This window comes from Loktanella agnita (genome assembly GCF_046640325.1).
GTDB classification, from domain to species: domain Bacteria; phylum Pseudomonadota; class Alphaproteobacteria; order Rhodobacterales; family Rhodobacteraceae; genus Yoonia; species Yoonia agnita.
This window is the reverse complement of sequence record NZ_JBJMBF010000017.1, coordinates 69,330-92,845: the sequence shown is the minus strand read 5'-3', so window position 1 is coordinate 92,845 and position 23,516 is coordinate 69,330. Positions and strand designations below refer to the sequence as shown.

At 59.2% G+C, this 23,516-nt stretch carries 21 protein-coding genes; 11 read left to right on the top strand and 10 right to left on the bottom strand.

Annotation, left to right across the window (positions count from 1 at the left end):
• Positions 1 to 290: 290 nt before the first annotated feature.
• The 4 genes from ACJ5NV_RS17155 to ACJ5NV_RS17140 all read left to right on the top strand — a co-directional run bounded on the left by ACJ5NV_RS17155 (position 291) and on the right by ACJ5NV_RS17140 (position 5,367).
• Positions 291 to 1,448, top strand: coding sequence for an acetyl-CoA C-acyltransferase (locus ACJ5NV_RS17155; RefSeq protein WP_411645671.1), 1,158 nt, complete (start codon positions 291 to 293; stop codon positions 1,446 to 1,448).
• 281 nt (positions 1,449 to 1,729) lie between these two features.
• Positions 1,730 to 2,944, top strand: a complete 1,215-nt coding sequence (locus tag ACJ5NV_RS17150) for a sensor histidine kinase (RefSeq protein WP_411645668.1) — start codon at positions 1,730 to 1,732, stop codon at positions 2,942 to 2,944.
• A 53-nt stretch (positions 2,945 to 2,997) separates the two neighbouring features.
• Positions 2,998 to 3,543: a heme NO-binding domain-containing protein gene (locus ACJ5NV_RS17145; protein WP_411645667.1), complete on the top strand. Its 546-nt coding sequence runs from the start codon at positions 2,998 to 3,000 to the stop codon at positions 3,541 to 3,543.
• Between the two features lie 12 nt (positions 3,544 to 3,555).
• Positions 3,556 to 5,367, top strand: coding sequence for a putative bifunctional diguanylate cyclase/phosphodiesterase (locus ACJ5NV_RS17140; RefSeq protein WP_411645665.1), 1,812 nt, complete (start codon positions 3,556 to 3,558; stop codon positions 5,365 to 5,367).
• A gap of 39 nt (positions 5,368 to 5,406) precedes the next feature.
• Here ACJ5NV_RS17140 and ACJ5NV_RS17135 read toward each other — a convergent pair whose 3' ends face one another.
• Positions 5,407 to 5,868, bottom strand: a complete 462-nt coding sequence (locus ACJ5NV_RS17135; protein ID WP_411645663.1) for an Lrp/AsnC family transcriptional regulator — start codon at positions 5,866 to 5,868, stop codon at positions 5,407 to 5,409.
• Positions 5,869 to 6,005: 137 nt separating this feature from the next.
• Between ACJ5NV_RS17135 and cysG the strand changes: the two genes are divergently transcribed.
• The 6 genes from cysG (at position 6,006) to ACJ5NV_RS17105 (ending at position 11,479) form a co-directional block, all read left to right on the top strand.
• Entirely contained in the window at positions 6,006 to 7,397 is a 1,392-nt protein-coding gene (cysG, locus tag ACJ5NV_RS17130) for a siroheme synthase CysG (RefSeq protein WP_411645661.1), read from the top strand.
• Complete coding sequence (locus tag ACJ5NV_RS17125) at positions 7,397 to 7,708, top strand: DUF2849 domain-containing protein (protein ID WP_411645660.1); 312 nt, start codon at positions 7,397 to 7,399, stop codon at positions 7,706 to 7,708. Before cysG ends, ACJ5NV_RS17125 begins: the two co-directional genes overlap by 1 nt.
• 70 nt (positions 7,709 to 7,778) lie before the next feature.
• On the top strand, positions 7,779 to 9,449 hold the full coding sequence (locus tag ACJ5NV_RS17120) for a nitrite/sulfite reductase (RefSeq protein WP_411645658.1): 1,671 nt from the start codon (positions 7,779 to 7,781) through the stop codon (positions 9,447 to 9,449).
• Entirely contained in the window at positions 9,439 to 10,158 is a 720-nt protein-coding gene (locus ACJ5NV_RS17115; protein ID WP_411645657.1) for a phosphoadenylyl-sulfate reductase, read from the top strand. Before ACJ5NV_RS17120 ends, ACJ5NV_RS17115 begins: the two co-directional genes overlap by 11 nt.
• Positions 10,155 to 10,565, top strand: coding sequence for a DUF934 domain-containing protein (locus ACJ5NV_RS17110; RefSeq protein ID WP_411645655.1), 411 nt, complete (start codon positions 10,155 to 10,157; stop codon positions 10,563 to 10,565). The genes ACJ5NV_RS17115 and ACJ5NV_RS17110 overlap by 4 nt, the downstream gene beginning before the upstream one ends.
• Before the next feature lie 56 nt (positions 10,566 to 10,621).
• Positions 10,622 to 11,479 (top strand): ferredoxin--NADP reductase, encoded by an 858-nt coding sequence (locus ACJ5NV_RS17105; protein ID WP_411645653.1) that lies wholly within the window; start codon positions 10,622 to 10,624, stop codon positions 11,477 to 11,479.
• Positions 11,480 to 11,748: 269 nt separating this feature from the next.
• Here the strand turns inward: ACJ5NV_RS17105 and ACJ5NV_RS17100 are convergent, their stop codons facing one another.
• Positions 11,749 to 12,441 (bottom strand): hypothetical protein, encoded by a 693-nt coding sequence (locus ACJ5NV_RS17100; RefSeq protein ID WP_411645651.1) that lies wholly within the window; start codon positions 12,439 to 12,441, stop codon positions 11,749 to 11,751.
• Between the two features lie 188 nt (positions 12,442 to 12,629).
• Between ACJ5NV_RS17100 and infC the strand changes: the two genes are divergently transcribed.
• On the top strand, positions 12,630 to 13,184 hold the full coding sequence (infC, locus tag ACJ5NV_RS17095) for a translation initiation factor IF-3 (RefSeq protein WP_459167128.1): 555 nt from the start codon (positions 12,630 to 12,632) through the stop codon (positions 13,182 to 13,184).
• A gap of 329 nt (positions 13,185 to 13,513) precedes the next feature.
• On the opposite strand, the gene ACJ5NV_RS17090 is transcribed toward infC, so the two are convergent.
• The 8 genes from ACJ5NV_RS17090 to ACJ5NV_RS17055 all read right to left on the bottom strand — a co-directional run bounded on the left by ACJ5NV_RS17090 (position 13,514) and on the right by ACJ5NV_RS17055 (position 23,514).
• Positions 13,514 to 14,941 (bottom strand): GGDEF domain-containing protein, encoded by a 1,428-nt coding sequence (locus ACJ5NV_RS17090; protein WP_411645649.1) that lies wholly within the window; start codon positions 14,939 to 14,941, stop codon positions 13,514 to 13,516.
• A gap of 208 nt (positions 14,942 to 15,149) precedes the next feature.
• Positions 15,150 to 17,051: an OmpA family protein gene (locus tag ACJ5NV_RS17085; protein WP_411645648.1), complete on the bottom strand. Its 1,902-nt coding sequence runs from the start codon at positions 17,049 to 17,051 to the stop codon at positions 15,150 to 15,152.
• A gap of 109 nt (positions 17,052 to 17,160) precedes the next feature.
• Entirely contained in the window at positions 17,161 to 17,952 is a 792-nt protein-coding gene (locus ACJ5NV_RS17080; protein ID WP_411645646.1) for an FAD binding domain-containing protein, read from the bottom strand.
• Positions 17,953 to 18,050: 98 nt separating this feature from the next.
• Positions 18,051 to 20,414 (bottom strand): xanthine dehydrogenase family protein molybdopterin-binding subunit, encoded by a 2,364-nt coding sequence (locus tag ACJ5NV_RS17075; protein ID WP_411645644.1) that lies wholly within the window; start codon positions 20,412 to 20,414, stop codon positions 18,051 to 18,053.
• Between the two features lie 86 nt (positions 20,415 to 20,500).
• Complete coding sequence (locus ACJ5NV_RS17070) at positions 20,501 to 20,986, bottom strand: (2Fe-2S)-binding protein (RefSeq protein WP_411645642.1); 486 nt, start codon at positions 20,984 to 20,986, stop codon at positions 20,501 to 20,503.
• A 94-nt stretch (positions 20,987 to 21,080) separates the two neighbouring features.
• A complete protein-coding gene (locus ACJ5NV_RS17065) occupies positions 21,081 to 22,079 on the bottom strand; it encodes a molybdopterin-binding protein (protein ID WP_411645641.1) in 999 nt (332 codons plus the stop codon).
• Entirely contained in the window at positions 22,076 to 23,047 is a 972-nt protein-coding gene (locus ACJ5NV_RS17060; RefSeq protein WP_411645639.1) for an XdhC family protein, read from the bottom strand. Before ACJ5NV_RS17060 ends, ACJ5NV_RS17065 begins: the two co-directional genes overlap by 4 nt.
• Complete coding sequence (locus ACJ5NV_RS17055; protein WP_411645637.1) at positions 23,044 to 23,514, bottom strand: DUF1203 domain-containing protein; 471 nt, start codon at positions 23,512 to 23,514, stop codon at positions 23,044 to 23,046. Before ACJ5NV_RS17055 ends, ACJ5NV_RS17060 begins: the two co-directional genes overlap by 4 nt.
• Positions 23,515 to 23,516 lie beyond the last annotated feature (2 nt).

Below are 23,516 nucleotides of genomic sequence, written 5' to 3'. Positions count from 1 at the left end.
CCTTTTCTCAGACGAAGAGTGCTACAACTACTTCAAGGCCGCAGGATATGAGGGCCATTGAGTGCAACATGCTCTAATACGTTAATATCAGATACAATCTGCCCTCCACCGGCTGATCGCTGATGAAGCGCATTGACCTGATCCGCAGGCTCAGTTCCAGCGCGCATTAAATTCCACACCCGAATTGTCATTGGTTTCTCAGGAATGCGCCTAAACAAAACGGCGCGGGTGGGGCTTTTCCTTTCATATCGCCGGGCGTAGCCTTGCGCGCAGGAAATGGGAGGTCTGTCATGGAAAATGTTGTCATCACCGGTGCGGCTCGTACGCCGATGGGTGGGTTTCAGGGTGTTTTCTCGGATGTGGGCGCCCCTGCACTGGGCGGTGCTGCGATCCGTGCGGCGATGAAGCGCGCAGGGGTCCAGACAGTGGATGAATTGCTGATGGGCTGCGTCTTACCCGCAGGCCAGGGTCAGGCCCCCGCCCGGCAGGCGGGGTTCCTTGCCGGTCTGGGTGCGGATGTCCCGGCGACCACCCTGAACAAGATGTGCGGATCAGGTATGAAAGCCGCTATGATGGCTTTTGACCAGATCTCCCTTGGCGGGGCCGAGGTGATGGTCGCGGGCGGGATGGAAAGCATGACCAACGCCCCCTATCTGATGCCCAAAATGCGCAGCGGGGCCCGGATTGGCCATCAGGTGACCCAGGACAGCATGTTCCTCGACGGGTTAGAGGATGCCTATGACAAAGGCCGTCTGATGGGTAGTTTTGCCGAAGATTGCGCCGAAAAATTCCAGTTCACCCGCGAGGCGCAGGATCAATATGCGCTCGCTTCCTTATCGAATGCGCTGGATGCGGAGCGCACAGGCGCGTTTGATGCTGAAATCACGCCGGTTACGGTCCATGCCCGCAGCGGAGAAGAGGTGATCACCCGCGATGAACAGCCCGGCAAGGCACGGCCTGCAAAGATCCCGACGCTAAAACCGGCCTTTCGCAAGGATGGCACCGTGACGGCGGCGAATGCATCCAGCATTTCGGACGGGGCGGCGGCGCTGGTTCTGGCGCGCGAGGGGGCCACCGGTGCCCGCGCCCGCATTCTGGGTCACGCCAGCCACGCCCAGGCCCCCGGCTGGTTCACCACCGCCCCGGTGCCTGCCGCGCAGAAACTGCTTGCCAAGCTTGGCTGGCATGCTGACGACGTAGACCTGTGGGAGGTGAACGAGGCCTTTGCCGTGGTGCCCATGGCATTCATGCGCGAGCTGCGGATTTCGCGCGACAAGGTGAACGTGAATGGCGGGGCCTGTGCGCTGGGGCACCCAATCGGCGCATCCGGCGCGCGGATTATCGTGACCCTGCTGAACGCACTGGAAACGCGCGGCCTAAAACGCGGTGTGGCCGCGATTTGTATCGGCGGCGGCGAAGGCACGGCAATCGCAATCGAACGCCTGTGATCGGTACCCATTCAGCAATTAACACCGAACACGCCGACCAAAGGTTTTCACGCGACCTTATATAAATCCTTAATCGTGCGGATCCTTTTTCTGCTGTCCTATTGAATGTATTGGCGATTGTAGCATGGCTGACCCCTCATTCGAAAAACAGGCCAGTTACAACTCTAAGCACTTCCAATTTGATGCCGCACAATTGATTCCCTGCGTATCGCTCGACATAAAAATGATATTCGCATAATTTGAATCTTGCAGAGTCCCATTAATATACGGCAGCGAGAATAGTGACATATCCGAAGATATCCCGCGACAGGGAATCAAACCGCATTGATAGCAGCGATGGGATTGCAGCGCTGCGTGCCGAAAATGCTGCGCTCAAAGCAGAAATCGCGGCCATGCTCTCTGCCAATGACGCCACCGCGCTGGCAGCCGCACGTGACCAAGCCATTCGTGAGGCCGTGTCCCAAGCGTCATTGCAGCAAGAGCGTGAGATAACGCAATTCATCGACAGGCTGAATGAGCTGATCCATGCGTTCTGCGAGGTCCGCTATACGCTGAACGCTGATTGGACTGAACTTGCGCAGCTGTCCAGTGATGGCTTCATTCCAGACACGGTCAAAGGCGATCCGGACTGGCTGAATGCATATATCCCTGCCGAACATCGCGATCTGGTCCGCGCCGAGATCAAGCGCGCGATTGCGGCCAAGGATACCTACACGGTTGAACATAAGGTCAATCAGGTCGATGGCTCGGTCGGCTGGGCCCTGTCGCGCGCCGTGCCGCTTTTCAACGCCGAGGGCGAGATTACCAGCTGGATGGGCGCGGCCTCTGACATCACACATCGTAAAACAGCAGAGCAAGCGCAGCGCATGCTGAATGATGAACTCGCGCATCGGATGAAAAACACCTTCGCAATGGTCCAAGCGATTGCCTCACAGACTCTGCGGCAATCCGAAAATCTTGACGAGGGGCGTAAAGCGGTCAGCGCGCGCATCCATGCCTTGGCGCGGGCTCAAGATACCCTGACCGGGGCTAATCTCACGGCTGCCGAAATCAAAACGATTGTCGGTAATGCGCTGGCACCCCATCGGTATGCAAAGCACCGGATCTCCACCAGCGGACCGAACATCAGCCTTCCGCCCCAGCGCGCGCTTGGACTGGCCTTGGCGATCCATGAATTGGCGACCAACGCCACGAAATATGGTGCATTATCCAACGAAACCGGCACTGTGTCCGTCACATGGGATCTCGTCGATGGGGTGTTCACCTTTACATGGGTAGAGGCCGGCGGACCACAGGTGGAACACCCCACCCGGCGCAGTTTTGGCTCTACCCTGATCGAGCAGATTGTCGGACCCTATTTCGATGGCCGCGGGACGATCACATTTGATCCCGCAGGCGTCCAGTTCCACATGATCGGCACCGCGAAATCGTATGAGGCCGCACCGTCGCAAGACACCGATCCGGCGCAGAAATCCTCCCTCTCAAGATCTGCTTAAACATTCCTTCAGCCCTTTGCGCCAAGATCGCAGGGATCATGAAAGGGTGAAGGATGTACGGGCTCATCAACCACGGGATCGAACGCTTCGTAACGGATAAATTCGGCGCGTCAGACTGGCGAGACGTCTGCATGCGCGCGGGCATTACCGATACAAAGTTCGAGGGGATGCTCACCTACCCTGACGATGTCACCTACGCGCTGATTGGTACGATCTGCGAAAAATATGATTTCGCACCCGCTGACGCGCTTGAAACCTTTGGCAGTTACTGGCTTGGCTATTGTCAAACAACCATCGTGGGTAAGCTTTTGAAATTCGGCGGCGAAGAATTTGCCGATATTCTTTATAGTCTGAATGCCATGCACGCGCGGATCAAGCTGAGCATGCCACATCTGCGCCCCCCGCATTTCGAGTTCGAGGAAAACCCCGATGGAAGCTACCAGCTCCACTATTCCAGCGAGCGTGAAGGGTTGGAACATCTGGTCATCGGATTAGTCAGGGGGCTGGCAGAACAGACCAAAACACGGATCGACATCCAGCAGGACCCGGAACCGGCTTATCCCGGCATTCGGGCCAGCTTTACATTGCGCATCATTTGATCGGCCCTGCTCATGAAGATCGACGCAGTTGCAATCCTGAACACCGTGCTGCCTTTTGGCGCGCTTTTTGACGGGGCCGGACGCTGTCTGCGCATGGGGCCGACCCTGCGCAAGATCGTGACGGATGACGCGGCACAGGCATTTTTCGCAGGTTTCACGATCATCCGGCCACGTTCTTTGCGCAAGACCACCGAACTTGCGGCGCTTTGTGGCAAACGACTGACCATGCGTGTGGCCGTACAGGGCGGGCCGATTGAAATGCACGGACAGATCGCGCGGGTCGGGCCCGATCTCTTTTTGATGGATAGCTCGCTGGGAACCGACCTGTCAGACCGCCACGAAGAACTGGGGCTACACGAACAGGATTTTTCCTATGCGGATAGCACTGTCGATATGCTCTACCTGCTCAAAACGCAGACCGCGCTGCTCAAGGACAGTCACAAGCTGACGGAACGGCTCAAAGACGCCAAAAACGCGGCAGAGGCATTGGCCCGCACCGATCCCTTGACCGAACTCCCCAACCGCCGGGCCGCCGAACAGCATTTGCAGCTTTTACTAACACGATCTGCAGCCGAACGTGCCGGGGGCGCGCTTTTGCATATCGACCTCGACAGGTTCAAAAACGCCAATGACACGCTGGGCCATGCCGCCGGGGACACAATCTTGAAACATGTGGCCGACCAGATTTGTACCAAGGTCGGGTCAGGGGATGTTGCCGCACGGATTGGCGGCGATGAATTTGTCATCGTGCTACAATCAGGCCATACGCAGGACACGCTTTTTGCCTTCTGCGCAGAGATAAAGACCGCCATCGCCACGCCGATCACCATCAACAGCCACAAGATCCAGATCAGTTCCAGTATCGGGATCACATGGCTTGACGCCGACACGGCGCGCTCGCTCGATGATTTGTTTTTACAGGCTGATATCGCCCTTTACGCCGCCAAGTCACGCGGTCACGGCAAAGCACGGCTTTACGATTCTGAAATGAATAAACGCTTTCAACTGTCCCAGCAGCTTGCGCGCGATCTGGAACCTGCCATCGGACGGCAGGAATTCGTTCCCTATTTCCAGATCCAGACCGATACACAGACCGGCGCACTCTACGGGGTAGAGGTGCTCGGCCGCTGGCAGCACCCCACCCTTGGGCTTGTGTCGCCGGGGCAATTTTTGCAACTGGCAGAGCGGGCCAAACTGACCGAAACCATCGACCGCAGCATCTATCGCACCGCATTGCAGCAGTTTGCGGATTGGCATCAGGACGGGATCGCCCCACCGCATCTGTCGCTGAATATCACCGGTGATCAACTGGCCTCGGCGGATTTCGTGGACAGCATGATCGCTCTGACAAATATTCTGGGGCTGGACCCTGGGATGATCACCTTTGAACTGCTCGAAACGATCCTGATCGACGACACCGTGGAATCCGGCGATGCGGTGGATGGGGCAGAACGGCTGGCCTGGGCCGGTTTCCAGTTGGCGCTTGACGATTTCGGCACCGGGCGCGCCTCTATCGCGTCGCTGGTGTCGCTCCCCGTCAATCTGGTCAAGATCGACCGGCGCTTCGTCACCAATATCGACGATAGTATGAGGAAAGAGCGGCTGACCAAGGCGATCATCGCGCTGGCACAGGATCTGGGCATGCGTGTGATGGCCGAAGGGGTCGAACGCCCGGAAGAGGCTGCAACCCTGCGCACACTGGGCTGCCCGCTGCATCAGGGCTTTCTTTACGGGCGACCGGAATGCGCGATCACCACCGAAAAGCGGCTTTTAGAACATCGCATGGCAGCCACCCTACCCGCTACCTCGACAAAGGTTAGCTAAGCCTCCAACCCTCCTACACTGTTCAAACCGCGACCGCTCTCACAACGGCAGCGCCACGGTCGATTTTATCTCTTCCATCGACAAGAGCGCCGTCACGTTATGCACCTTCACCTCGGAAATCAGCGCCTGATAGAACGTGTCATAGGCGCGGGCGTTTTTCACACGGACTTTCAGGATGTAATCAATATCGCCTGCCAGCCGATGCGCCTCTTGCACTTCCGGGCGTGATTTCAACGCCCTAAGGAATTTCTGCTGCCAGTCCGCATCATGCTCGGATGTGCGGATCAGAACAAAGAAACACGCCTCAAACCCCAGCGCCTCGGCGTCCAGCAAAACGGTCTGCTGGCCAATGATCCCCGCCTCGCGCATCTTGCGGATGCGATTCCACACAGGCGTCTTGGATGAGCCGATATTCTTGGCAATTTCATCCAGCGATTGCGCCGCATCCGCCTGCAAAGCCGCTAAAATTTTCCGGTCTGTGGCATCAATCCGCACTGACATTCTTAATTCTCCAGTTTTGCAGGACATATCGTCTGAATTCGGAACCGCGCGGAACAGATGTCCTTAACTGCCCCTTGGGGGAGGCAAATATCAGAACAGTATTCTATATTGAAGGGAAGAATTCGAAGGATGTCGCAATGCAGCATTTTCCAATCTTCCTGGCAGTCGCCGGTCGCCGCATCGTCCTTTCGGGCGGTGGCGATGCCGCTATGGCCAAGCTGCGTCTGCTGATGAAGACCGAAGCACGGTTGACAGTCATCGCCGCTGATCCGTCCCCCGAAATCCATCGCTGGGCGAGCGAGGGCAAACTGCGGCTGGTCCGCCGCGCGATGCAGCCGGGCGACGCAATCTGCGCCGCGCTTTTCTATGCCGCCAACGAAGACGACGTCGAAGACGCCCGCACCGCCGCAATCGCCCATGCCGAAGGCGCGCTGGTCAACATCGTCGATAATCTGGCCGACAGCCAATTCATCACCCCCGCCATCGTGGACCGGGACCCTGTCACCGTGGCCATCGGCACCGAAGGCGCCGCACCCGTGCTGGCCCGCGCGATCAAGGCCGATATAGAGGCGCGGCTGCCGCAATCGCTGGGCCTGCTGGCGCGGATCGGCAAGCGCTTCCGCCACGCGGTCGAGGTTCTGCCCATGGGCCGCAAACGTCGCGACTACTGGGCGGATTTCTATTTCAACGCGGGTCCCAAAGCATTCGATGACAAAGGCGAATCCGGCGTCATCCCTGCATTGGAAACCCTGCTGGACGACCACATCACAGCGACTGACACAGCCGGGCATGTCGACCTTGTCGGCGCAGGCCCCGGCGACCCAGAGCTGCTGACACTCAAAGCCCGCAACGCGCTCGACAAGGCAGATGTGGTGATCCACGACCGTCTGGTCACCTCCGAAATCCTCGAACTCGCACGGCGCGAGGCGGTGATCATCGACGCCGGCAAAGAGGGTTTTGGCACATCAATGGCGCAGGAAGATATCGACGCGCTGATTGTGGAACACGCGCAACAAGGTCATCACGTGGTGCGGCTCAAAGCTGGCGACCCGACCGTCTTTGGGCGTCTGGATGAAGAACTGGCAGCGCTAGAAACCGCAGACATCAGCTATCGGATTATCCCCGGTATCACCGCCGCCTCTGCCGCTGTGGCCCAAATCGGTCAAAGCCTGACCAAGCGGCACCGGAATTCCGCCGTGCGGCTGATCACCGGCCATGACACCAAAGGCTATGCCGATCACGACTGGAAAGCGCTCGCCGCCCCCGGTGAGGTTGCCGCGATCTATATGGGCAAGAAATCCGCGCGGTTCATCCAAGGACGGCTGTTGATGCATGGCGCTGATCCGGCAACCCCGGTGACGATCATCGAAAATGTCAGCCGCGCCAACCAACGCATTATTGCCACCACTTTGGCCGAGATGGAACCGACAATGACAAATGCCGCTCTGACCGGCCCCGCCATCACCTTCTACGGGCTCGCCCCGCGCGACGCCGCAGCCCAATCGCTGAAACTTAGGGAGTTCGCATAATGCCCCGCGCCTTTACCCCCAAAGTCGTGACCGCCAATGCGTTGCTGGAAGGCGACGCCGTTTGGTTCACCGAAGCCAACACATGGTCACGCGACATCCAGCACGCCGAACTGATCACCGACGAAGCCCACGCGGATCTGCGCCTGCTCGAAGCACAGGCCCAGCAAGGTGAAATCGCAGGGGCCTATCTGGCCGACGCAAAGGCCGGGCCCGACGGACCGGAACCGACGCATTTCCGCGAAACATTCCGTACCCGTGGACCGTCGAACTACCCACATGGGAAACAAGTCGAAACGCAGTCCCGGACCTGATCCGGGACCTCAACCGTAGCCTTGATAAAGAGGTCCCGGATCAAGCCCGGGACTGCGACAGGATAAAAACATGTACGTATACAATGACTTTGATGAAAAATTTGTCCGCGAACGGGTTGCCCAGTTCCGCGGTCAGGTTGAACGCCGCATCGACGGCTCCCTGACTGAAGACGAATTCAAGCCACTGCGCCTGATGAACGGGCTGTATCTGCAACTGCACGCCTATATGCTGCGGGTTGCCGTGCCCTATGGCACGCTGAACCCTGACCAGATGCGCCAGCTGGCCTTTATCGCGGACAAGTGGGACAAGGGCTATGGCCATTTCACCACCCGTCAGAACATCCAGTATAACTGGCCGGAACTGCGCGACGTGCCCGATATGCTAGAGGCGTTGGCCGATGTGGGCATGCATGCGATCCAGACCAGCGGCAATACGATCCGGAACGTGACCGCCGACCATTTCGCCGGTGCCGCTGCCGATGAAATCGAAGACCCGCGCCCCAGCGCCGAATTGCTGCGCCAATGGTCCACCGACCACCCGGAATTCCAGTTCCTGCCGCGCAAGTTCAAAATCGCCGTCAGCGGTTCTGAACATGACCGCGCAGTGACCAAAGCCCATGACATCGGGTTGCGCATGGTCCGCAACGCTGCGGGTGAGCCGGGCTATGAGGTCATCGTTGGTGGCGGCCTTGGCCGCACGCCCATGGTTGGCAAGATCCTGCGGGACTTCCTGCCACGCGAAGACCTGCTGCCCTATTGCGAGGCCATCGTCAGCGTCTACAACCTGCTGGGCCGTCGCGACAATAAATACAAAGCACGGATCAAGATCACCGTGCATGAAAACGGCTTGGAAAAAATCCAATCGCTGGTGGAAGAACGGTTTGCGGCCATCCGCAAAGGCTTTACCGGTCACGATCAGGCCTTGCTGGCAGAGATCGAAACCGCCTTTGCCCCGCCCGCCTTTGTCACCAAAGGCACCGATGGGTATGAGGCCGCGCGCCTTGCCAACCCAGCCTTCCAATCTTGGAGCGACACAAACCTGACCGCACACAAGGCGGACGGCTATGCCATCGTGTCGATCAGCATCAAAAAGCACGGCGCGACCCCTGGCGATGCGACATCTGACCAGATGCGCGCAATGGCCGATATTGCCGAACAATATGGCCACGGCGAATTGCGGATCAGCCACGAACAGAATGTGATCCTGCCGCATGTGCATAAATCCGACCTGCCTGCGGTCTATGCCGCGCTGCGTCAGGCTGATCTGGCCACGGCGAATATCGGTCTGGCAAGCGACATCATCGCCTGCCCCGGCATGGATTACTGCGCGCTGGCCACCGCACGCTCGATCCCAATCGCGCAGGACATCGCCACCCGCTTTGATGAGCTGAAGATCGAACACGAGATCGGCCAGCTCAAGATCAAGATCTCGGGCTGCATCAATGCCTGCGGCCACCACCATGTAGGCCATATCGGCATTCTGGGCCTCGACCGGGCTGGCGTGGAAAACTACCAGATCACACTGGGCGGCGATGGGACCGAGACAACAACCATCGGTGAACGGGCCGGTCCGGGATTTAGCGCCGACGAAATCGTGCCTGCCATCGAACGGCTGGTCACGGGCTATCTGGGCCTGCGCGCCGACGAAAATGAAACCTTCCTGCAGGCCTACCGCCGCCTTGGGATGGATCCTTTCAAAGCCATTCTTTATCCAGCAGAGGACAAAGCCAATGCCGCTTAAGGAGCTCGCCGAACGTCGTAATATGCTGCATCGCGACAGCGACGCCGAAACCGTGCTGCGCCACGCGCTGAACGATCCGCTGATCGGGCAGGTCGCGATGGTGTCTTCCTTTGGTGCCGAAAGCGTCGTGTTGCTGCATATGATCGCCCAGATCGACAAAGCCACCCCGGTGATCTTTCTCGATACCGAAATGCTGTTCCCGGAAACGCTGCAATATCAAAAGGACGTCACCGCCGAACTGGGGCTGACCGATGTACGGATCATCACGCCCTCGCGCGATGCGGTCCTGACCGAGGACGTGGACGGGTTGCTGCATCAGGCCGACACCGATGCCTGCTGCGACCTGCGCAAAACCCGGCCACTGGCCGAGGCGCTGAAACCATTTGACGCATGGGTCACCGGGCGCAAGCGGTATCAAAACGGCCAGCGCGCCGCCCTGCCTCTGTTCGAAAAGGATGACGGCAAGATCAAGGTCAACCCGCTTGCCAACTGGGGCCCGGAAGAGGTGAAAACCTATATGGAAACCCACAACCTGCCCCGGCACCCGCTGGTGGCACAGGGCTACCCGTCCATCGGTTGCATGCCTTGCACGACCCGCGTATCGGCAGGTGAAGACCCCCGCGCAGGACGCTGGCGCGACAGCGACAAGGAAGAATGCGGGATTCACTTCGAAAACGGCAAAATGGTCCGAACAGGGAAAGCAGCATGAGTGTGATTGTGACCGATACAGGCTTTGGCAGCGATGACTGGCAAGGCACCTTTGTACCCCTGCCCGAGGCCGCCGCGAATGATTGCGACTATGGGATCGACCTGCCGTCGGACACCGCGCCCGACGCGCTGGCGGGGTTCACCAATGCGCCGATGATCCGCATTGACTTTCCCTCTTTCGCCGATGGGCGCGGCTTTACGCTGGCGCAGATCCTGCGGCGCGAAGGGTTTACCGGACGGCTGCGCGCGCGCGGCCATGTTCTGGCCGATCAATATGCCATGGCCCGCCGGTCCGGCTTTGATGAGGTCGAAATCGACGAAACGCTCGCTGCCCGCCAGCCCGAAGACCAATGGCGCGCCCGTGCCGATTGGCAGGCCCATAACTATCAGGCCCGCCTGCGCGGCTAGCCCTTTCCCTGATCCAGATCAACGACTAAGACGGAGGGTGGCTCTAACAGGCCGCCATGACAAACATGACCGAGCAAGCACCCGTGACCCTTGATACCGCCAAAGCCGTGCCCACCCTGCCCGACGCACAGACCGTGACAGAGGTGAAGCATTATACCGACCGGCTGTTTTCCTTCCGCTGCACCCGGCCCGCCTCTATGCGCTTTCGCTCTGGCGAATTCGTGATGATCGGGCTGATGGGTGATCCTCACCCTGAAACCGGCAAGGTCAAACCGCTGCTGCGCGCCTATTCCATCGCCTCGCCTTCCTGGGATGAAGAGCTGGAATTCTATTCGATCAAAGTGCAAGACGGTCCGCTGACATCCAAACTGCAACATATCAAGCCGGGCGACCAGATCATCCTGCGGCCCAAACCCGTGGGCACTCTGGTGCATGACGCGCTGCTGCCGGGCAAACAGCTGTGGTTCTTTGCCACCGGCACCGGCTTTGCGCCTTTCGCCAGCCTGCTGCGCGAACCGCAAACTTATGAAGATTATGATGAAATCATCATCACCCACACCTGCCGCGAAGCGGGAGAGCTGACCTACGGGCGCGACCTGATCGAAGGCCTGAAAGAAGACGAGCTGCTCAATGAATTGATCGGCGATGGCTTCTGGAAAAAGATCAAATACTACCCAACCACCACCCGCGAAGAGAGCGCCAAGATGGGCCGGATCACCGACCTGATGCGGTCGGGCGAAGCTTTCGCCGATCTGGGTGTCGCGCCGCTGAACCCCGACACCGACCGGGCGATGATCTGCGGTAATCTGGCGTTCAACCTTGAACTGAAAGAGATGCTCGAAGGCTACGGTCTGGTCGAAGGCGCCAACTCCAATCCCCAGCATTACGTGGTAGAAAAAGCTTTCCTCGACTGATTAAAACGTTTCGATTTTAACCTGAGACATCAAGTATCATAAATCGCGTTGACCGTGAGGGAGAGGCAGCGAACTGTGATTCAAGGATAAATCGAAACGCTGTAGCAGATCACAACAATGACACAGGCCGTGCCCGCAAGGGTGCGGCTTTTTTACTGAATGCGCCCAACGATTACCCATCATTGATCGCGCATCGGGCATCGACGTAGGTCAAAAAAACGCCCCGGCAGCATTCTGCAAGGGCGTTTGTTCGCATAGTTTTTTGAAGCTTATTCGCCCAGCATCTGGCCGATTCGCTCTAACACCGGGGCGAGCAGCGCCGGGTTGTTGCGGGCTGTGTTCAGCGCAGTGCGCAGCATCGTCTTCTGCTCATCAGCGATATCAGAGCCATCAATCAGCGCGATCACCTGCTGCGCTTCAAAGCCACCTACAGTCAGCAGATCGGGATCTACCTCTGCCTCTGCCTCCGCCTCAGCAGTCACATCAGCGTCTGCATCGGTCTCGGCAGTCGCGTCAGCCTCTGTTTCTGCCTCAGCTTCTTCTGCGGCAGTAGCCTCTTCAGCCTCAGTCTGCGCGGCAGCTTCTGCTTCAGCAGCAGCGGCTGCCTCGGCGGCGGCTTGGGCTTCGGCTTCGGCAGCAGCCTCTGCTTCGGCTTCGGCAGCGGCCTGTGCCTCCGCCTCTGCGGCAGCTTGTGCCTCGGCTTCTGCGGCAGCTTGCGCTTCTGCCGCAGCAGCGGCTTCGGCCGCCGCCGCTTCTTCGGCAGCAACCCTTGCAGCCTCTTCCACAGCGCGCGCCTCTGCTGCAATACGCTCCGCCTCGCGTGCGGCTGCGGCAGCCTCTGCGCGCTGTGTTTCACCTGTCAGGACACCAAACGCCTGCGCAGGGGCACGGCCTTCAACGCCATACTGATACCCGAAAAAGCCTAGAACGGCCAAAATGATCAAAATCGCAATCGCTCTCATTGATCTGTTCCCTTCTGAAATTTCATGCGAGGGCCCCCACTTGGACCATATCTGTGGATATGTCAGATGCTCTGACAAAGAGGAAGTGAATTCAGGATGGAAAATCGGCCATAATCCACAGCTTTCCTGTTGAAGAGGCCCCCTCAGGTGTTTACCTTGCGGACGACCAAGCCTGGTAACAACAAAGGATAAAGACCATAGGACGCAGACCCCATAACGCGCCACCGACGCGCGACACCGGACCCCGGATCAACGACCGCATCCGTGGCGGAGATATCCGCCTTATTGGGGCAGATGGTGAAAATGTCGGCGTGACCGCACCCGACAAAGCTTTGCGCATGGCAGAAGAGGCCGGTTTGGACCTCGTGGAAATCTCGCCCAATGCCAACCCCCCGGTCTGCAAAATCATGGACTATGGCAAGTTCAAATACGAGACTCAGAAAAAAGAGGCTGAGGCGCGTAAGAAGCAAAAGACGATCGAGATCAAAGAGATCAAGTTCCGTCCCAACACCGATAGTCACGATTACGAAGTGAAGATGCGCAACGTCTACAAGTTCCTCGAAAGCGGCGACAAGGTGAAGATCACCCTGCGCTTCCGAGGCCGCGAGATGGCGCACCAGGAACTTGGTCGGCAACTGCTGGAACGGGTTTCCGAGGATACCAAAGAACTCGGTCGGGTGGAAAACTTCCCGAAAATGGAAGGCCGCCAGATGGTCATGCTGATTGGGCCCTTGCCCAAGTAAGCTGCCACCTGCTGCACTGACGAACAACAGGCCCCCGCATCTGCGAGGGCCTTTTTCGTTTAAGCCCCCTTTAAAGCGTTTCGGTTTCGACTTGAGACATCAAGCATCACAAATCGCGTTCGACCGTGAGGCAGAGGCAGCGAATTGTGAGTCAACGATCAATCGAAATGCTGTCGTGCACAGTTCCGATACAGGTGACGCTTATAGCGTTTGATGAAATACCTGAGACATGATGTATCAGCGAGCGCGTTGAAATCTATGATTTCAGGCAGCGTCAGCTGAGCCAGGTTTTCCGCATAACGCTTTAGCCACAAAGCCGCCCACGCACGTCAGGCCGCGTTCTGGATCAGATGCACCACTTCCAGCCCCTTGGCCGCGCAATTCCGGCCTGCGCCCTTTGCGCGGCCAAGGGCGGCATCGGCACGGTTGATTGCGGCCAACCAGGATTCATCCTCGGCCAGAAACACGCTGAAACCACAGGATGCGGTGACGGGTGGCGACAGGGCACCGGTCTTAACAGAAACCGGCGGTGGCACCTGCGCTACTGCGGCGCGCAGCCGATCCGCCGCCTGATCCAGCTCTGTCGGCGCATCAAATTCACACAGCACCATGAATTCCTCGCCCCCCCAGCGGCCCGCTTTATCCCCCAGCCGCAGGCTTTCCTTCAGCATGTGCCCCACCCCTTCCAGCACGCAGTCGCCCGCATCATGGCCAAAAGTGTCGTTCAGCGCCTTGAACCGATCAAGATCCATCAGCACCACCATGCAGTTCCGCCCCCGCCGCCGGAACGCGGCAAAGCGTTCGTTCAGCTGTTCCACCATCCCGTGCCGGTTCAGCAGACCGGTCAGATTGTCGGTCGCCATTTTCCGGCTCATCACAAGGATTTCGCGCTGCAACGCACGCTCTGCCTGATCGGATTTCAGCGCCCCGCGCACAAAGGCCAGCACCATCGACCAGCTAAGGATCGAAATGATCAGCGCATCCAAGGTGGAACTGAACGGCCGGTCCGTTGGCCATAGCACTACCGTCAGCGCCGCCATCCACGGCACGACCCAGCCCAAGACGATCCCCAGCCACGCCATGGTAGAGGCCCGGCTGTTCCGCAACAGCGACCGCATCCAGCTGATTTCCAAGTGGTTAAGCAGTGAAAGCACCGCCAGCGGTGCCAGCGCCAGCACCGTTGTCAGCGCCATATGTCCGCCATAGGTGACCGCCCCGATGGCCATTCCGATGAAACTGTTCGATAGGATGACATTTGCCACCAGTGCCGCCAAAAACGACCACCGCTTTTCGACGCGGTACAGAAAGGCAGACAATAGCAGCGCCATCAGCACAACGCCGGTATCCGCGCCCATGCGGCCTTGCGTGGACACGCCGGTCAATCGTGCGACCATGTCGTTGATGTGGTTCGCGATCACGGGCAAATAATCCGGCGTGCCAAAGATCAACAGCGATTCGGACAGGCATACAGTCAGCGCGACAGCCACCCCGAACCACAGATTGCCAAGTGGTCGCCGCAATGTCACCGACAGCAGTCCGACCGCCACCACAAGCAGACAAAGCGAAGTAAACGCCGTTGTATCCGCCCCCGGCCCCATAGAGGCATTCATGCCGTCCCGCAGCCCGCGCGGCAGGATAATCGTCGCCAAACACCAGCCCGGCACCGCAATGGCCAGCAACAGTCGAATGCGGTGAAACAGCCGAAGCCGGTTGCGTTGATCACGCCGCGTTACCGCTTGTCTGATCTGTCCGTCCATCAGCCACCAACCACTTGCCGTGTCGTTCTATCTAGACCTTGATGGCAGGGTCAGGTTGACATTTTCTAAAACGGCGCAGGGCGGGTGTACCGTTGGAAAAATTATTGTTTATAACGGCGCTGGCGTCGGCACAGCCCGGCGACCAGTGTCTGATCACATAAAAGCCCCGCCTGAATGCACAGACGGGGCTTCAAAATGCAACACAATATCAGCGCAGCAGTGATGTGATATTCCGTACCGACGCCCGGCGATTCGCGCGTTCGGCCTGCAAGGTACGTATTTTCAGCATCGACTCACCATAGCCTTGGGTGATCAGGTTTTCCGGCGGCACGTCGAAATATTCCGTCAAGGCCAGCGCCACAGTCTCTGCACGGCGGTCAGACAAGGCAAGGTTATAACCTGGATCACCAACAGCATCCGTATGCCCTTCGACAAGGAACATCTGCGCCGGATCTTCCTTAATGATGCTCGTCATCACAAGACCCAATTGCGACAGTTCCTCGGCCTGATTTGGCTGGATCGCGGCAGAGCCCGTGGGGAAGGTCACCGTATCCAATTCCACCTCAGGGGCCAACGCGCGCACTTCCTTGATCGTACGCACCTGACGCAATGAAAATTTGCGGTTCAGATCCGTGCGACGCTGATCAGCCATCAGGGCCGCACGCAGCGTTTCCACATCAGCGCGGGACACCTGCTGTTCAACCTGCGGCTGGCTTTGCGGGATATCGGTCACCAACACCGGTGCGCTTTCTTCTGTATCATCAAACAGAACCACGCGGCTGCCGTCTCCCATTTCACGGACACGGCGGATCACACGGCCATCATTGCTGCGGATCGTGATGATGCGGGTGCCATCGGGGTTATTCACGATGGTCCGGGTAGAGCCATCATCAAACGTCCGGCTTTGGATTTGCGCGCCCGGCTGACGCAGCAGCACATCGTCATCCTTCAGAACAACCAGCTCGCCATTCCGCTCGACCACCACGCGGTCACCGCTGTTCGATACAACTTCGTCACCATTATTCAGGATAGAACCGACAACAGCCGCACCCAGACCCAGTAGCAGGGCCTTTTCAAAATTGCTCGAACCGCTGTTGCTACTGCTGGAATTATTCGCGCTATTGGCCTGCACACGGGCTTCGCCGGTTGCGCTCGTGTCAAAGTCTTCGTCACTGCTGCGCACGTCTTCGGCGGTCAGCTCTTCGATCTCATCTGCCGCAGTCGGCTCCATATTGTCGTCTTCTGCCGCAGCGGCGGCAGCAACGGCTTCCTGCTCTGGCGCAACCGGATCAAGCACACCGGAATTTTCGGTATTTTCTGCGATCACAGGCAGATCAGCGATTTCGGCGGCATCATCACCCTCTGGCATACCGTCAGAATCAGGCAGGTCCTGCGCGGCATCAGCCTGCATTTCAGCCTCAACCTCCATCTCGGCATCCGCTTCCAAAGCGTCTGATCCATCAGCGGCCTGCGCGTCTAGATCTGCGTCACCTTCAAGCTCAGCTTCCAAATCCGCGGCCAAGTCTGCTACAGCGCTTTCCTGCGCGGCCTCGGCCTCGGCAGCCATCTCTGCTTCGATTTCAGTCGGGGCCTCATCCGTCGCTTGCGACTGTTCTTCCACCATCATATCGGCACCGACATCAGCGGCGATGCCGGCATCGCTTTCTGCCGCAATCTCGGCTTCCAATGCGGTGTTAGCTTCTGCATCAGCAGCACCCTCAACCTCAGCAGAACCTTCGGCCAAATCACCATCCGTACCCAGCTCAACCGGCAATTCGGCGGTGTCGCCAATAATACCGGGAAGGGCCTGCGGATCGGTTTGTATTTCACCCGCGTCGGCCTGCTCTGCGGCTTCGAACGCGATGGCGGCTTCAAGCTCTTGCTCGGTGACGATCATCTTGCCGTCCAGATCGGCACAAGGGAGGACCGGCGCGGCCTCTGCCTCTTGCTCAGCCGAAAGCGCCACACCGTCGACGACGCTCCCTGCAACCTCAAGACCAACACAGGTCGGCAAATCCGAGTCTTGCGTTTGTTGGGCGGCCAGCGGGCTTGCCACCAAGGCAAAGCTCATCACCAGAGATGTCGTCGATTTTAATGTTGAAATGCGCATTTTGTCCTCATCTGTTTTACGGCACAATGCGCCGTGATTGATGAGGAAACCCCGGAACCGGGCAAAAAGTTCCGCGCTAACCATGGGCCGCGCGGAACAGCAACTGTCGTCAGGCGGCCGCAGTCACGGCACGGCCGGTCATCACCTTGACCAAATGCGCGCGATACGCCGGCGATCCATGCAGGTCGCCAATCATCCCTTCAGCAGGCACCAACAGGCTGTCCAACGCGCTGGCAGAGAAATCTTCCGACAGCGCCTCTTCCGCATTACCCCAGCGGAACACGCCCTCTTCCGAGGCACCGGTGACGGCGACCCGAACGCCATCCGCATATTTGGCCACAAACACCGCCACCAACGGAAAGCGAGAGGCAGGCTGGATGAATTTCTCATAGCGCGCCACCTCTGGCACCGGAAAGCGGACCTCGGTGATCACCTCCCCCTCGTCCAGCGCTGTGGTGAACATCCCCTGAAAATAATCATCCGCAGCAATCTCACGGGCGTTGGTGATGATGGTAGCACCAGAGCCCAGCGCCGCCGCCGGATAACAGGCCGCCGGGTCATTATTGGCCAGCGACCCGCCGATCGTACCACGATTGCGCACCGCCGGATCACCAATCCGGGCCGCCAGCGCAGCAAGCGCAGGATAAGGGCTGGCCGCCTCACGGGCCACAGTGGCATGGGTTGTCGCGCCGCCGATACAGACAGCGCCCGCATCATCAAGGCACACGCCTTTCATCTCGCTGATCCCGGTCAGGCTGATCAGCGCACCCGGCATCGCCAGCCGCTGTTTCAGCGTGGGGATCAGGGTCTGCCCGCCGCCCAGCGCCTGCGCTTCTTCCCCCTTCAGGGCCGCAACCGCATCCGCGATAGTGGATGGCTTCTCAATTTCAAAAGCATACATTGTTCTGTCTCCTTTGGGCCAAATCCGGGGTTTCCCTTCTTTTGGCCTTAAATATCCCGGGGGCTCCGGGGGCTGGCCCCCGGTCCCGCCACATCCACCTATCCCTGCATCGCGGCCCAGACGCGCGACGGCGTCAAAGGCATATCAATATGGGTGACCGGCTTGCCTGCAGACTGCAACGCATCAATCACCGCATTCACCACGGATGGGGGCGAACCAATGGCCCCAGCCTCGCCACAGCCTTTCACCCCCAGCGGATTATGGGTGCAAGGGGTCTGGCAGGAATGATCCACCGTGTAGAACGGCACATCATTCGCCCGTGGCATCGCGTAATCCATGTAGGACGCGCTCAGCAATTGACCGTCTTCGTCATAGGCGCAGGCCTCCAACAGCGCCTGCCCCACGCCTTGGGCGATCCCGCCATGCACCTGCCCCGACACGATCATCGGGTTGATCACATTGCCAAAATCATCCGCTGCACTGAACCGTTCGATGGTGACCTTGCCAGTCTCCGGATCGACCTCCACCTCACACGCATAGGCCCCGGCCGGATAGGTAAAGTTCGCCGGATCATAAAATGCGGTCTCCTCTAACCCCGGTTCGATATCCTCCAACGGGTAGTTATGCGGCACATAGGCAGCAAGGGTCACGTCACCCCAAGCCACGGATTTATCCGTGCCCGCCACAGTGAACTGTCCATCCTTCAATTCAATATCCGCGTCAGAGGCTTCCAACAGATGGGCGGCAATCTTCTTGGCCTTATTGATCACCTTCTCGGCCGCGCGGACCATGGCCGACCCGCAGACGGCCAGTGACCGCGACCCGTAGGTGCCCATCCCAAACGGGATCTTCGATGTATCGCCATGCACGATATCAATCTGGTCCTCCGGGATGCCGATCATCTCGGAAATCACCTGCGGAAAGGACGTTTCATGCCCTTGCCCGTGGCTATGGGCACCAACCATGACGGAAATAGAGCCGGTCGCATTCACCCGCACCGTCGCCGCATCATAAAGCCCGGCACGCGCGCCCAACTGCCCCACAAGGTTCGACGGGGCGATCCCACAAGCTTCGATATAGCAGTTGACGCCGAGGCCACGCAGCAGACCCTTCTTCTCGCTCTCAGCGCGGCGGGCGGCAAAGCCCGCAATATCCGCGATCTCTTCCAGCTTGGCCATCGTCGCTTCGTAATCGCCGGTGTCATATTCCACCGCCACAGGAGTGGCATAAGGGAATTCAGTGACAAAGTTCTGACGGCGCAGCGCAATAGGATCAACGCCACGGTCACGGGCGGCCATGTCAATGACACGCTCTAGCTGATAGGTCGCCTCGGGGCGGCCAGCCCCACGATACGCATCGACGGGGACCGTATTGGTAAACACCGCTTTGACGTTTACATAGATCAGCGGGGTCTTGTAATTACCTGCCATCAACGTGCCATGCAGCCACGTGGGCACCGAAGGGGCGAATGTGGACAGGTAAGCCCCCATATTCGCATAGGTCTCGGTGCGTAGCGCGGTAAAGTTGTTCTCCGCATCCATCGCCAGTTCAATCTTGGTCACATGGTCACGCCCATGGGCATCGGACATAAACGCCTCTGACCGGGTCGAGGTCCATTTGACAGGGCGGTTCACCGCTTTGGCGGCAAAGGTGCAAAAGGCCTCTTCCGCATAATGGAAAATCTTGGTGCCAAACCCGCCGCCCACATCAGGCGCGACAACCCGCAACTTATGTTCAGGAATGTTCAGCACAAAGGCCCCCATCAGCAAGCGGATCACATGGGGGTTCTGGGAAGTCGTGTGCAGCGTATGCATATCGTCGCTGCGGGAATATTCGCCCACCGCCACGCGCGGCTCCATCGGGTTGGCAATTAGACGGTTATTGACCAGTTCCAACGTCGTCACATGGGCGGCGTCTTTGATCGCCTGATCGACCGCGTCTTTATTGTCCTCCACAAAGCCCCAATCATAACACAGGTTGCCGGGCAGATCATCGTGGACCTTCGTGGCCCCGTCTGCCACGGCGGCCTTCATGTCCACAACAGCGGGCAGCTCAGTCAGGTTCAGAACGATCGCCTCTGCCGCATCACGCGCCTGAGCCAGAGTCTCGGCCACCACAGCACAGACAGGTTCGCCCACATGGCGGATTTTGCCATGGGCCAGTACCGGGTGCTTGGGTTCCTGCATCGGATCACCATGACGGTCCGTGACCTGCCAACCGCAGGGTAATCCGCCCACCGGCTCAAAATCCGCACCGGTAAAGATGCGGATCACCCCCGGCATGTTGGCGGCATCCGCCAGATCAATACTGTCGATAGTCGCATGGGCCACATCAGCGCGCAGAAAATGCACGTAAGCCTGCCCGTAAACATTGATGTCATCCGTATAATGACCGGCCCCGGTCAAAAAGCGGATATCCTCGCGCCGCTTCGTGCTGGCCCCAATTCCATGATCCTTTGGCATTTCATCTCCTCCCAGATGGGTGGGTCAAGACCCACCTTACATTGCCGAACGTAAGGTGGATCCCGATCCACCTGCGCTTGCCGATCTCACTCCGCTGCGATTGCTGGCATCTCCTGACCAGAGGCCGCCATGATTGCCTTGATGATGTTATGATACCCGGTACAGCGGCAGATATTCCCCTCCAGATAGTCACGGATCTCTGTTTCCGTGGGCTTGGGGTTATCCTTCAGCAAGTCGGCGGCAGACATCACCATGCCTGGCGTGCAAAAACCACATTGCAAACCATGATGATCCTGAAACGCCTGCTGGATCACCGACAAGGTGCCATCCGCACTGGCCTGCCCTTCGATGGTGGCCACCTCCGCCCCGTCGGCCTCCACCGCGAACATGGTGCAGGCCTTCACCGCATCGCCGTCCACATGCACCACACAGGCCCCGCATTGGGACGTATCACACCCTACATGGGTGCCCGTCAGATGCAGATCATTGCGCAGAAAATCGACAAGCAGCGTGCGGCCCTCGACCTCCCCGCTCACTGCTTTGCCATTCACGGTCATTGCTACCGATGTCATTCAATCCTCCCTGAAGTCATCTTTGCGTCAGGGAAAGTTAACCACGGGAAACAGCCGTTGAGAACTATTAATTAACCCAAGGGCAGTTGAGCGACTACAGACTTTCGTCGATATCGCCACGCGGTTTGGGCCGTGACGGGATCTCTTTCAGCAGCCCGCCCACGCCCATCGCTGCGAAATCCGCAGGGGTCAGGTCCAGCCCGCAGATCACCCGCTCCAGCACCCAATCCGCCCCATTCAGCGCGGGCGAGCGGGCGCAGCCCGGCAAGCCGATGACTGGCTTGTCGCCAAGGCAGCCCAGAAACAACAGATTACCCGGATCGACCGGCATCCCGAACTGGATCAGCCGGCCCCCGGCCTGCACCAAGCCAGCCGGGCCCACATCAGCGGCGTCAGACGTGGCAGAGGCCGTCAGGATAAAGACCACCTCCCCCGGTGCCTTGGCGACAGCCTCTGCCACGCGGGCCGCATCATGTGGTACATGCACCGGCGCGGTCAGGGCGACGCCCAGCCTGTCCAGCCGCACCGCCAACGCCGCACGGCCTTTCATCGGTTTATGCTGATCCAGATCCGTCTCAATCAAGGTGGCCGTCTTATAGCGTGGTAGTCGCTGACCAATCGCCCCGCCGCCCAGCGCCATCGCCCGGTCCACATCTGCCCCCGGCACAGCATAGGAAATCACCTTGACCGTCGCCACCATCGTGCCGGGATCAACGCGGGTCCAGGGCGGCAAACTGGCAACCGTAATCATCGGGTTCACACCATTAAACGCATGCAGTGCGGGCACATCCAGCGCCACAATCCCCGCCAGCGTCGCGCGAATATTCACCCGACCCGTCGCCGCCATGCTCAACTGCAACCCGCCACCCTCAGCGACCAAAGCCGCCGCCAGCGCCGCCGCGGCGTCATCCTCTGCCATGTCACCGGGATCAAGCCGGGCCATGGTCAGCGTTTCATGCCCTTCCGCCAGCAATTGCGCGATCTCTTCTGGGCCAACACGGGTGCCTTTGCGCAACCGACCCTTGGCCAACGGCACCGCATGGGCCAACACGCAGCCCAAGGCGTCTGCCACCCTGACCGGTCCGAACCTCATGTGGCTTTCCGCAATGCCTGCGTGATTTCCGCCATGACGCTCACCGCAATCTCCGCCGGTTGCCGCCCGCCGATATCCAACCCCACCGGCGCATGAATGCGCCCAATCTGGTCCGCCGTGAATCCGACCTCTTCCAGACGGGCGACGCGCTTTGCATGGGTCCGGGTCGAACCGAGACAGCCAAGATAAAAAACCTCTGACCGGAGCGCGGCGATAATCGCCGGATCATCCAGTTTCGGATCATGGGTCAGGGTCACCACTGCGGTACGGGTATCCGGCTTTAACGCCGCCATCGCGTCATCCGGCCAATCGTCCAGTATCGTCTCGCCGGGAAAACGCGCACCCGATCCAAACGCGCCGCGCGGATCAATGATCACCGGCGCATAACCACAAGCACGCGCCATCGGCACCAGTGCCTGCGCGATATGAACCGCGCCGACGATGATCATCCGCAACGGCGGGTTATGAATAGCGACAAAGGTCCGCGCGTCCTCTTCCACCCCCGACCGGTCAAGGCGAAAGCGGTCTGGAAAATCCGCACGTCCCGCCAGTCGCGGCGCGCCATCCTGCAGATCGGTCACATAGGCCACCGGCTCTGCCCGGTCGCGGCGGGCGACCAGTTCCGCCAGCAGATCAACCGGCATCGCTGTGCCCACCGGTTCCACCAGCACGCGAATGCGGCCACCACAGGCCAGACCCACGGCAAAGGCTTCATCATCGCTGACGCCATAATCCAGCAGGCGGGGCGTGCCATCCGCCAGTGCCTCCAAGGCTTCGACGATCACCGCGCCTTCGACACAGCCACCAGAAACAGAGCCTTCCATCGCGCCATCCGCGTCAATCACCAGCTGCGCGCCAACCGCACGCGGGGCCGACCCCCAGGTTTCCACAACCGTGGCCACAGCTACCCCGCGCCCGGCGCGATGCCAGTCCAATGCAAGCTTGGGCAGATCAGTGATATCCGTCATGGCGTCTGGGTAATCCTTGTCAGAAAACAATTGTTGCGGGCCGATCTCACATCAACATAGGCGACCTCTGCACTTTCGAAAAGCTGGCTTGCATAACTTGCGATCTGACCCGACGAGGTGATCTGCCCGGTGCCGTAAATGATCCTGTCGCGGCGGTCATAGGCTTTTAGCAGGTAATCGGGGGATGTGGTCAGCACCGGCGGGATCGTCGCGCCATTATGGGGCGTGCAGTCCGCCGCAGAAAGGAAAATCGGACCGGTTTCCGCATAGGGTTGCAGATCAGAAAACGGGCGGGAGGCGCAAATCAGCATCTCGGCACCGCCCGGGACATTTTGCAGACAGCAGCGGCAAGGGGTCCCGGTCCCGGTCGAGATCGCGCGCTCTGGTGGCAGACCATAGGCATCCGGGCCACCCGCGCGCAGGTTCGCCACCGTGGCCGCGTCAAACGGCAAATAGGTCAATGTCATGT